11 protein-coding genes are annotated in these 14,673 nt (G+C 63.1%); 3 read left to right on the forward strand and 8 right to left on the reverse strand.

Annotated features, from left to right (window positions below):
• Position 1: 1 nt before the first annotated feature.
• Positions 2-709, reverse strand: coding sequence for a siderophore-iron reductase FhuF (gene fhuF, locus DGA31_RS06935; RefSeq protein ID WP_109512029.1), 708 nt, complete (start codon positions 707-709; stop codon positions 2-4).
• Between the two features lie 583 nt (positions 710-1,292).
• Here fhuF and DGA31_RS06940 point away from each other — a divergent pair.
• Complete coding sequence (locus tag DGA31_RS06940) at positions 1,293-4,208, forward strand: ribonucleoside-diphosphate reductase subunit alpha (protein WP_056838114.1); 2,916 nt, start codon at positions 1,293-1,295, stop codon at positions 4,206-4,208.
• 231 nt (positions 4,209-4,439) lie between these two features.
• Entirely contained in the window at positions 4,440-4,625 is a 186-nt protein-coding gene (locus DGA31_RS06945) for a YhfG family protein (protein WP_109512030.1), read from the forward strand.
• A gap of 529 nt (positions 4,626-5,154) precedes the next feature.
• Here the strand turns inward: DGA31_RS06945 and DGA31_RS29770 are convergent.
• Entirely contained in the window at positions 5,155-5,313 is a 159-nt protein-coding gene (locus DGA31_RS29770) for a hypothetical protein (protein WP_153811668.1), read from the reverse strand.
• 52 nt (positions 5,314-5,365) lie between these two features.
• Here DGA31_RS29770 and DGA31_RS06950 point away from each other — a divergent pair, with 52 nt between their 5' ends.
• Positions 5,366-6,616: a ribonucleotide-diphosphate reductase subunit beta gene (locus tag DGA31_RS06950; RefSeq protein ID WP_056838106.1), complete on the forward strand. Its 1,251-nt coding sequence runs from the start codon at positions 5,366-5,368 to the stop codon at positions 6,614-6,616.
• 232 nt (positions 6,617-6,848) lie between these two features.
• On the opposite strand, the gene DGA31_RS06955 is transcribed toward DGA31_RS06950, so the two are convergent.
• From DGA31_RS06955 to DGA31_RS06980, 6 genes are all read right to left on the reverse strand, one after another.
• Positions 6,849-8,291, reverse strand: a complete 1,443-nt coding sequence (locus tag DGA31_RS06955; protein WP_109512031.1) for an aldehyde dehydrogenase family protein — start codon at positions 8,289-8,291, stop codon at positions 6,849-6,851.
• Between the two features lie 257 nt (positions 8,292-8,548).
• Positions 8,549-10,162, reverse strand: coding sequence for a 5-guanidino-2-oxopentanoate decarboxylase (locus DGA31_RS06960; RefSeq protein ID WP_109512032.1), 1,614 nt, complete (start codon positions 10,160-10,162; stop codon positions 8,549-8,551).
• A complete protein-coding gene (locus DGA31_RS06965; RefSeq protein ID WP_109512033.1) occupies positions 10,159-11,676 on the reverse strand; it encodes an amino acid ABC transporter permease/ATP-binding protein in 1,518 nt (505 codons plus the stop codon). Before DGA31_RS06965 ends, DGA31_RS06960 begins: the two co-directional genes overlap by 4 nt.
• A gap of 254 nt (positions 11,677-11,930) precedes the next feature.
• Positions 11,931-12,725, reverse strand: a complete 795-nt coding sequence (locus tag DGA31_RS06970) for an ABC transporter substrate-binding protein (protein ID WP_056838076.1) — start codon at positions 12,723-12,725, stop codon at positions 11,931-11,933.
• A gap of 32 nt (positions 12,726-12,757) precedes the next feature.
• Positions 12,758-13,795, reverse strand: coding sequence for an isopenicillin N synthase family dioxygenase (locus DGA31_RS06975; RefSeq protein WP_109512034.1), 1,038 nt, complete (start codon positions 13,793-13,795; stop codon positions 12,758-12,760).
• Complete coding sequence (locus DGA31_RS06980) at positions 13,792-14,652, reverse strand: sugar phosphate isomerase/epimerase family protein (protein ID WP_109512035.1); 861 nt, start codon at positions 14,650-14,652, stop codon at positions 13,792-13,794. The genes DGA31_RS06975 and DGA31_RS06980 overlap by 4 nt, the downstream gene beginning before the upstream one ends.
• Between the last annotated feature and the right edge of the window lie 21 nt (positions 14,653-14,673).

The following is a 14,673-nucleotide window of genomic DNA, read 5'->3' on the forward strand; positions in this document are numbered from 1 at the left end:
ATCAGTCGCACGGCAACGGGCAGTGCTCGCAACGCCCGACCCATTGCACCTGGTAACTCAGGCAACAGCTGCGCCGTTGGCGACGTGGCGCACCCTCGGCCTGCGGCACATGGGTCACCGTATTGAACAGCGGATTAGCGCGACCATCGCTGCGTCGCGAGTGCCTGAGCAACGGCCAGCCGTCCTGCGCCAGGGCCGGGTCGATGCGCTCCAGGTGCCGCAGGCACTGCTCCAGCGTATCGCCCGCGCTGCTCCACAACACCGCGCGCGGCAACGGACCATAAGCGCTCAGCGCTTCGATGAACGGCTGCAGGTTGTCATCGAGCAGTGCAGCAAAGCGTTGCCACGGCGCCTGCGCCACTGCCGGCCTGAAGCCGCCCGGCTGCAGGAATTGCAGGCCCACCGGCACCCCGCGCTCATCCAGCGCCAGGGCAATGTCTGCCAGTGCCAAGGGCCAGTGCCAGCCGTACGCCAGGTCAGCGGCCAGCACCGGCGGGATCAGGTGCATGAAGTAGTACTTGGCCCATTGCGACACCAACACCGGTTTGTGACGGGCCATCAAGGCCGCTCCATACACGCCCTCAAGCAGCGCATCGAGTCGCTCGGCCCTCAACAAGGCCGGCACAGGGACACCGGCCGGGGCCGTAGCGTGCGCCAATACGCTCCGACCAAAGGCCTGCAATTCACCGTCAAACACCCCTGGGTTCATGAGACTCCTTTCTGGCCGCTGTGTGATGCACGAAACACGCCAGATCACCCTTGCACATTGGAAATTCTGTGATAGGGTTCGCGCCCGCAAAAATCAGTGGTCAGTTCGTCGGGAAATATAAAAATCAGGTAAACGCGGCCCGCCCATAAGTTATGCGGGCTGAGGGGTAATCATGCACAGCTTTACTCACAACCTATCCACAGGCAGTGCGTTGAAGTACCGCGCAAAACGCATTATCTTGTAGCCCCTGAACGCAACAGACCCTACATGTGGGGTTTAGCCCCAAAATCAAAAGCACAACTTCAAGTCAGGTTTCAAGCCTTTTTATCGAACCGTCGAGGTTGAACTTACCACCGGTTTCACAGACCAAGCGCTCGCGCCAAGGGCTGAGGTTCACAGGACCACCACTACGCACGTCCTGCAATGACCGACCGGCATTCTTCAAATGATTTCCAGGCACTGGGCCTTCCCGGTGCCTTTGACTTTTCAAGCCGGGGAGCGGCGCCCAACCCTCCTCAAGCCGGTACCCGCCGGCACGGTGGGCAGTATTGCCCGAACATACTCAAAGACTGTGGAGACCCCCATGCAGACAGACACAACTCGCGAGAATCAGCCGGCCAGCGCGCCGCACGCGAGCCAGGCCCAACAGGACCTGAGCGCGACCGCCCCCGGTCAATTGCGTGTAATCAAGCGTAACGGCACTGTCGTCCCGTACACCGACGACAAGATCACGGTCGCCATCACCAAGGCGTTCCTCGCAGTTGAAGGCGGCAATGCCGCCGCTTCGTCGCGCATCCATGACACCGTTGCCCGCCTGACCGAGCAGGTCACCGCCACCTTCAAGCGTCGCATGCCTTCGGGCGGCACCATCCACATCGAAGAAATCCAGGACCAGGTCGAACTGGCCCTGATGCGCGCCGGCGAGCAGAAGGTCGCCCGCGACTACGTGATCTACCGTGATTCGCGCGCCAAGGAACGTGCCGGCCGCGCCGCTGCCGACGTGACCATCAAGCCGCATCCGTCGATCCGCATCACCCGTGCCGACGGCAGCCTCGAGCCGCTGGACATGGCGCGCCTGAACACCATCGTCACCGAAGCCTGCGAAGGCCTGGCCGAAGTCGACGCCGCGCTGATCCAGAACGAAACCCTGAAAAACCTGTATGACGGCGTGGCCATCAAGGACGTCAACACCGCCCTGGTGATGACCGCCCGTACCCTGGTCGAGCGCGAACCGAACTACTCGTACGTCACTGCCCGCCTGCTGATGGACACCCTGCGCGCCGAAGCCCTGGGTTTCCTGAGCGTGGCCGACAGCGCCACGCACCACGAGATGGTCGACCTGTACGCCAAGGCCCTGCCGGCCTACATCGACGCCGGCATCAAGAACGAGCTGCTGGACCCGGAGCTGGCCAGCTTCGACCTGGAAAAGCTCGGCAAGGCGATCAACCACGAGCGTGACCAGCAGTTCACCTACCTGGGCCTGCAGACCCTCTACGACCGTTACTTCATCCACAAGGACGGCGTGCGCTTCGAACTGCCGCAGATCTTCTTCATGCGCGTGGCCATGGGCCTGGCGATCGAAGAGAAGCAGCGTGAAGACCGTGCCATCGCGTTCTACAACCTGCTGTCGTCCTTCGACTACATGTCGTCGACCCCGACCCTGTTCAACGCCGGCACCCTGCGTCCACAGCTGTCGAGCTGCTACCTGACCACCGTGCCGGACGACCTGTCGGGCATCTACCATGCGATCCACGACAACGCCATGTTGTCCAAATTCGCCGGTGGCCTGGGCAACGACTGGACCCCGGTGCGTGCATTGGGCTCGTACATCAAGGGCACCAACGGCAAGTCCCAGGGCGTGGTGCCGTTCCTCAAGGTGGTCAACGACACCGCTGTGGCAGTCAACCAGGGCGGCAAGCGCAAGGGCGCGGTCTGCGCCTACCTGGAAACCTGGCACATGGACATCGAAGAGTTCATCGAGCTGCGCAAGAACACCGGTGATGACCGCCGTCGCACCCACGACATGAACACCGCCAACTGGATTCCTGACCTGTTCATGAAGCGCGTCTTCGATGACGGCCAGTGGACCCTGTTCTCGCCTTCGGAAGTGCCGGACCTGCACGACCTGACCGGCAAGGCCTTCGAAGAGCGCTACGAGTACTACGAAGCGCTGACCGAATACCCGGGCAAGATCAAGCTGTTCAAGACCATCCAGGCCAAGGACCTGTGGCGCAAGATGCTCTCGATGCTGTTCGAGACCGGCCACCCGTGGCTGACCTTCAAGGACCCGTGCAACCTGCGCAGCCCGCAGCAGCACGTGGGCGTGGTCCACAGCTCGAACCTGTGCACCGAGATCACCCTGAACACCAACAAGGACGAGATCGCGGTCTGCAACCTGGGCTCGATCAACCTGCCGAACCACATCGTGGACGGCAAGCTCGACACCGCCAAGCTCAAGCGCACCATCGATGTGGCCGTGCGCATGCTCGACAACGTGATCGACATCAACTACTACTCGGTGCCGCAGGCGCGCAACTCCAACCTGCGCCACCGTCCGGTCGGACTGGGCATCATGGGCTTCCAGGACGCGTTGTACCTGCAGCACATCCCTTACGGTTCCGACGCGGCCGTGCAGTTCGCCGACGCCTCGATGGAAGCGGTCAGCTACTACGCCATCCAGGCTTCGTGTGACCTGGCCGACGAGCGCGGCGCCTACGAGACGTTCCAGGGTTCGCTGTGGTCCAAGGGCATCCTGCCGCTGGACTCGCAACAGATCCTGATCGAAGCCCGTGGCCAGAAGTACATCGATGTCGACCTGAACGAAACCCTGGACTGGGCGCCGGTGCGTGCCCGCGTACAAAAAGGTATTCGTAACTCGAACATCATGGCCATCGCGCCGACCGCGACCATCGCCAACATCACCGGCGTGTCGCAGTCGATCGAGCCGACCTACCAGAACCTGTACGTGAAATCGAACCTGTCGGGCGAGTTCACCGTGATCAACCCGTACCTGGTACGCGACCTCAAGGCCCGCGACCTGTGGGACTCGGTCATGATCAACGACCTCAAGTACTACGACGGTTCGGTGCAGCAGATCGAGCGCATCCCGCAGGAACTCAAGGCGCTCTACGCCACCGCGTTCGAAGTCGACACCAAGTGGATCGTCGATGCCGCCAGCCGTCGCCAGAAGTGGATCGACCAGGCGCAGTCGCTGAACCTGTACATCGCCGGTGCCTCGGGCAAGAAGCTGGACGTGACCTACCGCATGGCCTGGTACCGTGGCCTGAAAACCACCTACTACCTCCGTGCCCTGGCCGCGACCAGCACCGAGAAGTCGACCATCAACACCGGCAAGCTCAACGCCGTTTCCAGCGGTGGCCACGGCCCGGACGACTCGTCCATCGCCGCCCCTCGCCCGAGCGAAGCCGCACCGGCCGGTCCTGCACCGGTGCCGAAGGCCTGTGCGATCGACGAGCCGGATTGTGAGGCTTGCCAGTAAGGCCTGACTGAGCAACACCCCAGGCCCCGCGTACTGCTCAAGTACGCGGGGCCTGTTTGTTTTCGCAGGCTTTGAAACAGGCCGGGATCCTGCCAGCAACCGGAAGCGGCGGTCAGCGTCTACCGCCGACGTATAAGGGCTGTGAATCCGTGCATGGCTTGTGCTGTCTTGTATTCCCGACAGCTACACTTTATGGCTACATTGATGCGTTGATACGTCCGAGGCTGCTTCATGTCCAATCCATCCCTGCAAGCCAAAAAAGCCTATTGCGCCAAAACCCGCAGGTCCAACTACCTGGCCAGCCTGCGCCTTGCAGGCTTCGAGATCGGCCCGGAAGATATGAAGCGTCCTCGGCTTTTGCGCGAAGAACTGCTCGAAGCGTATCGAGCCAAAGACTTTTTGACCTCGCTGCGGTAACAGTTCAATACCGATCATTCAAGGAACACGCATTCTATGTGCGATAGGACGTTTGGCCCCCTGGTTACCCGAGACAGCAATTTTACGGCTGCCATCTGAACAGGACTGAAAACCCTCCGTTCGTCACCTGCTCCAATGCTCTCTGACAGTTAAAAAAACCCCGTCAACAGGCGTACAGCTCCCGTCCTGCCGGCCTGCCCGGAATTTTGCCTTTCAGGCCAAATCCTGACCCAGGTCAAATCCAGGAACGGTCCTCATACAGAGCATTGTCGAAACACCTCGAAATCTATATCGTGTGCCTCGCAACCCATCGAAACACAACATGGACGATTTTCGGGCAATGCCGCGATCTTTTTTGCAAGCAAAAGTTCGTGAGCCAGCCCACAAAAAATGTCCCTGTCCAACCGCTAAATTTCCGAACAGGTAAAGCAGCGTGGAGCAATATTCGCTATACTCCGCGCCCTTGATCCAAGGGACCCAAATGACTCATTGCAACAGCAATATCATCTGCCCTGAATGCAACACAACGTCACGCAACAGGCTTGATTGTCGCCGCCTTCATTGCCGCGGCTTCGACAGTCACAGCAGCGCTTCCTTTCCAGCGCCATAGACAATTCAAGATCACCCACACATTCGCGTTGCCAGCGTGCATCACCGCAACGTTGGCAGCCTTTACTTCAAAATCCACACGGTCATCGTCAGCGGTATTTGATGGCGACCCCAAGCAGGAGATGTAACCCATGCTGAGCTGGGACGAATTCGACAAGGACGACGGCGAAGTCATCGCCGCCAAGCCCAACCAGGCCGCCCAGGCACACGAAGCGGCCATGGACCGCCTCGACAGCGCCGGTGGTGCGGCGGCCAAGGAAGCGCGCGCTGTCACCGCCGCCGACTCGGCTGCCCTGATCCGCGCCAAGCAAGCCCTGGACGCCCTGGATGTCGCTGAAGGCCTGGCTGAACTGGAAGGCGCCTCGGCCCGCGTTGCGGTCGACGAGAAGCGCATGATCAACTGCCGTGCCGACCTCAACCAGCTGGTGCCCTTCAAGTACGACTGGGCCTGGCAGAAATACCTCGACGGCTGCGCCAACCACTGGATGCCGCAAGAGGTCAACATGACCGCCGACATCGCCCTGTGGAAAGACCCTGAAGGCCTGACCGACGACGAGCGTCGCATCGTGCTGCGCAACCTGGGCTTCTTCTCCACCGCCGACTCGCTGGTGGCCAACAACCTGGTGCTGGCCGTGTACCGCCTGATCACCAACCCGGAGTGCCGCCAGTACATCCTGCGCCAGGCCTTCGAAGAGGCGATCCACACCCACGCCTACCAGTACTGCATCGAATCGCTGGCCATGGATGAAGGCGAGATCTTCAACATGTACCACGAGATCCCGTCGGTCGCGAAGAAAGCCGCCTGGGGCCTGAAATACACCCGTTCGATCTCCGACCCGGAATTCAAGACCGGCACGGTCGAGACCGACAAGGAACTGCTGCGCAACCTGATCGCCTACTACTGCGTGCTCGAAGGCATCTTCTTCTACTGCGGCTTCACCCAGATCCTGTCGATGGGTCGCCGCAACAAGATGACCGGCGTGGCCGAGCAGTTCCAGTACATCCTGCGCGACGAATCCATGCACCTGAACTTCGGCATCGACGTGATCAACCAGATCAAGATCGAAAACCCGCACCTGTGGGACGCCGACATGAAGGAAGAAGCCCAGCAGATGATCCTGCAAGGCACCCAGCTGGAAATCGAATACGCACGCGACACCATGCCGCGCGGCGTACTGGGCATGAACGCGGCGATGATGGAGGACTACCTCAAGTTCATCGCCAACCGCCGCCTGACCCAGATCGGCCTGAAGGAAGAATACCCGGGCACCACCAACCCGTTCCCGTGGATGAGCGAGATCATGGACCTCAAGAAGGAGAAAAACTTCTTCGAGACCCGCGTGATCGAGTATCAGACGGGCGGCGCGTTGAGCTGGGATTGATCGGTCTGCGGTAATGAAAAAGCCAGGCGCGCAAGCGGCCTGGCTTTTTTGTGCCTGTTAAAAATACAGATAAACACAACCATCACAGACAGTGGCTGCCTCTCACACGGCATTACTGCGTAGGAGCACCTGCGGTCGCGAGTGTCGCAGTGAATCATGCGGGTCTTTTCGCGACCGTTGGTCGCTCCTACCCATCGGGTATTGGCGGCGCGCCAAGACGGCAGGTGATCGCCTACAGAGGCGTCTTACTGTCGGTACACCGCGTCACATGCTTGACCGCCTGATACGCTGCCAGCCCCCACGGCCCCAGCTCCCGGCCGATCCCGCTGCCTTTGCTGCCGCCCCACGAGGTTTCGACGAACACCGCCTGGATCGAGTTGATCCACACATGCCCCACTTCCAGTGCATCAGCGACGCGTTCGGCGCGGTGCAGGTCGGTGCTGGCGACGGTGGCGACCAGGCCGAAGCGGCTGTCGTTGGCCTTGGCGATGGCTTGTTGTTCGGTGTCGAAGCGCTGTGTGCACAGCACCGGGCCGAAGATTTCTTCCTGCCACAAGCGGCTGCTATCCGGTACGTCGGTGTACAGGGTCGGGCTGACGAACCAGCCCGGCCCCTCCGGTACCTCTGCGCCGGCCTGGCAGTGCAGGCCCTCTTGTTGCGCGATGGCGAAATACTCGCGCACCTTGTGCCATTGCGCCTGGCTGGTCAGCGGGCCCATGTCGACCTCTGCCGCCAATGGATTACCGACCTGCAGCGCGGTGAAAGCAGCCTGCAGGCGCGGGATCAATACGTCAGCGATGCCGTCCTGGATCAGCAGGCGTGAGGTGGCCGAGCACATTTGCCCGGCGTTCCAGCAAATGCCGGCGACGATCCACTCCACGGCCTGGTCGGGGTCGCAGTCGTCGAACACGATGAAGGCCGACTTGCCGCCCAGCTCCAGGGTGACCGGCCGGCAATAGGCGGCGGCGCTGCGCATCACCTGGCTGCCGACGCCGTTGCTGCCGGTGAACGACAGCTTGTCCAGGCCGGGGTGATTGCTCAGGGCCGCGCCGGTTTCGGCCTTGCCGTTGACGATGTTCAGCACGCCCGCCGGTAGGCCCAGTACATCGGCGATTTCGCCGTAGGTCTGTTCGATCAGCGGGGTGATTTCCGAGGGCTTGAGCACCACGGTGCATCCGGCGGCCAAGGCCGGGGCCAGTTTCCAGGCGCTGGTGACCAGCGGGAAATTCCACGGCACGATCAGGCCGACCACGCCGACAGGCTCCAGCCGGGTGCGCGAGGTGAAACCGGGGGCGGCCAGTTCGACGTCGCGATGAGTCGGCTGGGTTTCGATCAGGTCGGCGTAATAACTGAAGGTGGCCACGGCGTCGTCGACATCCAGCTCGGCCTCATGGCGGGGCTTGCCGTTGTTGCGCATCTGCAGGGCGACAAGGGCGTCGCGGCGTTGCACGAGGTGCTCGGCCACGTTACGCAGCACGTCCGCACGCTCGGCCACGGGTGTGGTTTTCCAGACCGGGAGCGCGGCACGGGCGGCGGCCACGGCCTGGTCGACCTGGGCGGGGCTGGCGGCGACCAGCTCGGCGAAGGGCTGGCCCAGCGCAGGATCGTGCACAACCAGGACGTCACCGCCCTCGCCTGCCTGCCAATGGCCGTTGATGTAGTGCGGGGTGTGCATGGTGGGGCTCCGTCATGAAGAGTGGGGCGGTGCTGAGAGCTGTGAGCGCGCTTGCCGGAATGCCGCGACCGAGTGCGTAGCGCTCGCAAGATCTCGGAAACGCTGAACATTTAAGTCTGCTAATACACTCAAAATTTGTGGCACGGCTGCAATTTTACGACTGCTGACATACTCAAAATTTGGGGCACGGCTGCAATTTTACGACTGCTACGCAGCCGGTCGCGGGCAAGCGCGCTCCTACCCCGGGTATGGTGTGATCACGGGGCGAAGGGTGGGGCTTCGTTGATTTCGATGATCAGCGGCCGGTCGCTCGGCGCCTGGCGCAGCAGGGCTTGCAGGTGGGCGTGGTCGCGGGCGCGTTCGGCGGCGCAGCCAAAGCCGCGGGCGATGGCCAGGAAATCCGGGGTGTAGATGTCGACGCCGATCGGGGTGATGTCGCGCCGCTCCATGTAGCGCTTGATCTCGCCGTAGCCGTGGTTATTCCACAGCAGCACGATGATCGCGACCTGCGCCTCCACCGCACTGGCCAGTTCCGGCAGGCTGAACTGGATACCGCCGTCACCCATCAGGCTGATCACCGCCCGGCCTGGCTCGGCCAGCTTGGCGCCAATGGCCGCCGGCAGGCCGTAGCCCAGCGTGCCGTAGCCGGTCGAGGAATTGAACCAGCGGCGCGGGCCGTCCAGTTCCACCAGATGATTGCCGCTGTACACCGTCTGGGTCGAGTCGCCGACAAAGCGCGCCTCGGGCAGTACCTCCAATACGCAGTCGAACAAGCGGCGGTAATGCGCCCAGCCGCTGAACGCCTCGGCCAGTTGTGCGCGCACGGCGGCGGCCCGCTGGGCGCCAGGGCTGTCAGCCTGCGTGGCACGTTCCGGCAGTGCGGCCAGCAAGGCGCGCACGGCCAGTGCCGCATCGCTGAGGATCGCCAGCGCCGGCGCATGGTTGCGGGTCAATTGCTCGGCATCGATGTCGATGCGGATCAGTTCGCCGCCAATCCTGAAGTTGCCGTCGAACACCACGTCGTAATCGGTCTCGCCCAGTTCGGTGCCGATCGCCAGCACCACATCGGCGTCCAGCGCCAGTTGCCGCACCGGCACCAGCGACTGGTTGCTGCCCAGCAACAAGGGATGATCGCCGGGCAACAGGCCCTTGGCATTGATGGTCAGCGCGGTGGGCGCGTCCAGCCGGGCGACCAGCTCACGCACTTCGTCCAGCGCCGCCACACAGCCGCCGCCCAATAGCACCAAGGGCTGCCGCGCTGCACGCAGGCGGGCAGCGGCGTCGGCAATGGCGACCGGGTCCGGCGCCGGGCGGGTGATGACCCGGCGCGGTTGCACGCTCAGGTGTGCGGCGCTGGCGGTGATGATGTCCAGCGGCAGCTCGAGGTGCACCGGCCGGGGCCGCTGGCCGTCGAACACGGCAAAGGCCCGGGCCAGGACGGCGGGCAGTTCATCGACGCTCATCAGCGTGTGGCTGAAGGCGCTGACCCCGGCGACCATGGCGCGCTGGTTCGGCAGCTCGTGCAGGTAACCATTGCCCAGGCCCAGCCGCGGGCGCTCGTTGACGCTGGAGATCACCAACATCGGGATCGAGTCGGCGTAGGCCTGGCCCATGGCGGTGAGAATATTGGTCATGCCGGGGCCGGTAATGATGAAGCACACCCCCGGCCGGCCACTGACCCGCGCATGACCGTCGGCCATGAAGCCCGCGCCCTGTTCATGGCGCGGGGTCACATGGCGAATACCGCTGCCCGGCAGGCCGCGATACAGCTCGACCGTGTGCACGCCGGGAATGCCGAACACGGTGTCCACTCCCCAGGCCTGCAGCTGCCTGACCAGAAACTCGCCACACGTCGATTCAGACCGGCTCATGCCACCGCCTCCTGTTGCAAACCAATGAAGCGCTGCACGCGCGGATCGCCCTCGTGGCGGATCGCCGCCGGCGAAGCGTCGGTGACCACATGGCCGTTTTCCATGAACACGATACGGTCGGAAATCGACAGCGCGAAATCCATCTCGTGGGTAACGATCAGCATGGTCATGCCCTCGGCGGCCAGGTCGCCAATGACCTTGAGCACATCGCCCACCAGCTCCGGGTCCAGTGCCGAGGTGGGTTCATCGAACAGCATGATGTCAGGCTCCATCGCCAGGGCGCGGGCAATCGCCACGCGCTGCTGCTGACCGCCGGACAACTGGTGCGGGTACTTGTCGGCATGCGCCAGCAGCCCCACCCGGTCGAGCAAGGCATGGCCCTTGCGGCGCAGCTCGGCGGTCTGGGCCAGGCCGTGGTAGCGCGGCGCCAGGATCACGTTGTCGAGAATGGTGCGGTGCGGGAACAGGTTGAAGTTCTGGAACACCATGCCAATGCGGCCGATGCCCTGGCGGATCACCGGCGAGTCGGGCCGCTTGCCGGCCTTGATGAAGTCCTGGCCGAACAGCACGATCTCACCCTGCTCGATGCTTTCCAGGCTATTGATGGTGCGGATCAGCGAGGTCTTGCCGGAGCCGGACGGGCCGATGATGGAAATCACCTCGCCGGGGCGCACGTTCAGGTCGATGCCCTTGAGCACTTCGTGGTTGCCGTAGCGCTTGTGGATGTTGCGCAGTTGCAAGGCGTCGGGCTGCCCTGGTGCGGCCTGCACCCGTGGCTTGCCGACCGCCGCCGGCTGACGCAAGGCCTGGGTTTGACTAGCGTCGAGGGTCTGGGCGTTCTTGCGCGACAAGTCCAGATGCCGCTCGGCCCACTGCAACAGCCAGCCGAACAGCGTGACGATCAGCACGTAGTACACCGCCACCGCCGCCAGGGTTTCGAGCACCAGGAAGTTCTGCGCATACAGGCGCTGGCCCACCAGCAGCAATTCGCTGAGCGAGATCACCGAGACCAGCGAGGTGAGCTTGACAATGGTCACGTATTCGTTGGTCAGGGTCGGCAACGAGATGCGAATCGCCTGCGGGATGATCACCAGCCGCTGCGCGCCCAGCCCACGAATACCCAGTGCCTTGGCCGCTTCACGCTGACCCTTGAGCACCGACAGCAAACCGCCCCGGTGAATCTCGGCCATGTAGGCGGTTTCGGTCAGCACCAGCGCAATCAGCCCGGCGTAGAACGGTTGCGACAGCACGCTGCCGGCGCTCGGGAACAGCTGCGGCAGGTTGTAGACGAACACCAGCAGCACCAGCAGCGGGATGCTGCGAAACAGCCAGATGTACAGGCTGGCCGGCAGGCGCAGCCAGGCGTGGCTGGACAGCTTGGCGCTGGCCAGCACAAACCCCAGGCCCAGGCCCAGGGTCCAGGACAAGGTGCTGAGCTGCACCACCGTCAGGCAGGCCTTCCAGAAGGCCGCGACGGAGAACAGCGAGAAAAAATAGGCCCATTCGAATGCCATGATGACCTCGGTGCAACAGATGGATGGCGATCGGCCGCACGGCGATCCGTTTACCGCCGCGACCTGTATAGGAGCGCGCTTGCGCTTACCCGCGACCGAGTGCGCAGCAGTCGTAAAATTGTGGCGTTTCACAAATTTCTGAATGCGCTGCCAATCCTAGATCTTCAGCGCTCTCTGGATTTCTGTGAGCGCTTCGCACTCAATCGCGGGCAGAGCCCCCTCCCACAAGATCGCGTCGGCCGTGACTCAGGGGGTCATGCCGGTTCCAGGTTGTACTTCTTGAGCATCTCGGTGTACTCGTGGCTGTGCTTGTAGGTCTCGACCACGCCGCGCAGTTGCTCCAGCAGTTCGCTGTTGCCCTTCTTCACGTAGATGCCCAGGGTCTGTGGGTACAGGGCCTTGTCCGAGCTGATGGTGATGCGGCCACGGGCCTTGTCGATGATCATTTTCGCGGCGGCGGAGATTTCCAGGTGCGCCTGGATATTGCCCGACATCAAGGCCTGCGAGGCCTCGGCGGTGGTGGGGAATTCGCTGATGGCGATCTCGCCCTTGTTCTGCCTGGCACAGTAGTCGGCCGATACCGCCTTGAGCTGGTTGACCCAGTTGGTGCCCTGCTGCAGGCCGACCTTCATGCCGCACAGGTCTTCAGGCTGCTGTGGCTTGGCAGTGCTGTCGCTGCGCACCATGATCGCCGCGCCCACCTGCGCGTACGGGATGGCATCGGCCTGCTTGGTGCGCTCGTCGGTGATGTACATGCCCGAGATGATGGTGTCGAAGCGGTTGGCGTTCAGGCCCAGGATCAGGTTCGGAAAGCGCGTGTCGACAAACTCGACCTTCAGGTCACCCAATTGCTTGGCCAGCGCGGTGGACACTTCGGGGTCGAAGCCCACCACCTTGTCGCCGTCGTAGGACTCGAAGGGCGGGTAGGAAATCTCCATGCCGACCTTGAGCGTGCCGGGGGTGGCAGTCGGGGCCGCCTGGACGCTGCCGGCGAACAGCGCCAGGCCGATCAGGGAAGTGGCAAGGCGCGAAAACGGGGTGCTTGGCATAGTCGTCATTCCAGATTGAGGGAAAAGGCAGGTCACGAAGTCACGCTCTGGTTTTTCAGGTGCCCGAAGCTTGAAGGCTTTCTGGCGTGTTCCGGCAAGGCGATCTGCCCGTCGGCCACACGCTGGCGAAGGTACTGGTAGGTCTGCAAAGCCTGGGCCCACATGTGCTCGCCGATGGCGATGGGCGCATAGTGCTGCTCGCCATCGGCGAACTGGGGCAAGGGTTTGATCTGGGTGTGGTAGTCGCAGGCATAGAACAGCGGGAACGAATAGCGCTCGTGCCTGACCTTACGCACGCGGTGGGCGGTGGCGACGAAGGCGCCGGCGGTCATCACCTCCAGCATGTCGCCGATATTGACCACAAAGGCGCCCTCGACCGGCGGCGCGTCGATCCATTCGCCCTGCTCGTTCATGACTTCCAGGCCCGGCTGGTCGGCCTTGAGAATGGTGAAGCACTCATAATCGGTGTGCGCGCCGATGCCCGGTGCGTCCTGGGCGTCGCCATCGAACGGGTAGTGAATCAAACGCAGCTTGGACGGCGGAAAGCGGGCCATGTCATCGAAGGCCTGCTCGTCCAGCCCCAGCGCCAGGGCAAAGCCGCGAAACAACTGGTGCCCCAAGGCAAATACCGCCTGGTAGTAAGCCTGCACCGCCGGCTTGAAACCGGGCAGCGTCGGCCAGTGGTTCGGCCCCAGCAACGGCGTGCCGGCCAGCACCAGCGGGTTATCGGCCGGCACTTCGAAGCCGATGTCAAACGCCTCTTTATGGTCCGGCTTGCCGGTGCCGTACACCTCCTCGCCTTCAGGTACAAAGCCCTTGTGGCTTTGCGAGGCGCCGATGTAGTGCTGCATCTTGGCGTCCAGCGGCTGGGCGAAATAATCCTCGGCCGCCTTGTGCAGGTTGTCGATCAGTTCGGGCGCGATGCCGTGGCCGGTGATGTACAGAAAGCCCACATGCCGGGCCGCTTCGCCCAAGGCCTGGGCCACCGCCTGGCGGTCTTCCAGGCGTGCGCTGAACAGCCCCTGGATATCGACCACGGGGATGTGGGTAAAAGCAGCACGTTCACTCATGGCAACAGGCCCTCGGGGCGGTTGGAAAAAGCATTGAAATGCGCACGTTCCGTGCGGCCCATCCAGGCATTCAGGCCCCAGAGGTCGGCCACTGGCACATCGGTAAAGGGCAAGTGATGCAGGTAACCGTCAGGGCCGAATTCCGGCGTCAGCGTGGTGCCGGTAAAGCCCCGGGCCTGTTGCGAGCGCCAGATCGCTTCCCAGTGCTGCTGATGAAAGGCCAGCGCGGCGGCGTATTCCGGGGCACCGGGATGCGGCACTTGCGGGCCCTGGTCATAGCCGACCCGGGCCTGAATGTGGTGCACACGCTCGACAAAGGCGCTGAGGTCATCGGCCGGGTCGTCGAGCAGCCGCTCGCAGGTCACCACCCAGTGGCTGATGTCACTGGTGAAGCGCAGGTCCGGCACTTGCTCGATCAGTTGCAGGGTCAGCCACGGGTTGAACAGCGAACGCGCCCGGTGCGTCTCGAAGCTGCACAGCAGGCCGCTGCGCTGCGCAATCGCCAGCGCCTCACCGAAGAAATCCACCTGCTGCGCCAGCGGCCAGCGGTCGTTGCCGGCCAGCACGTTGACGAAGCGTGGTTCCAGCTCGGCGGCCAGTTGCAGCTTGTGGGCGAAGTCCGCCAGGTGCTCGGCGGGTGTGGCCGATTGCTGCGGCAGCACCGGCGTCGAGGTGAACAGAATGGCGATGTACGGCACCCGGTCGGCGCGCAGAAACGCTGCAGCGTCCGCCCGGGTTTTCGCGTCTTCGGGAATGCGCGCTTCCAGGCCATCGAAGCCGGCGGCGCGGGCTTCGTCCAGCGCCTGTTGCCAGGGACCGCGATAGCCCCACAGCGTACGAAAGAGTTGCAGTTGCATGGCAAGACCTCACCGCCTGCG

It is taken from the genome of Pseudomonas ovata, assembly GCF_003131185.1.
GTDB classification, from domain to species: Bacteria; Pseudomonadota; Gammaproteobacteria; order Pseudomonadales; family Pseudomonadaceae; genus Aquipseudomonas; species Aquipseudomonas ovata.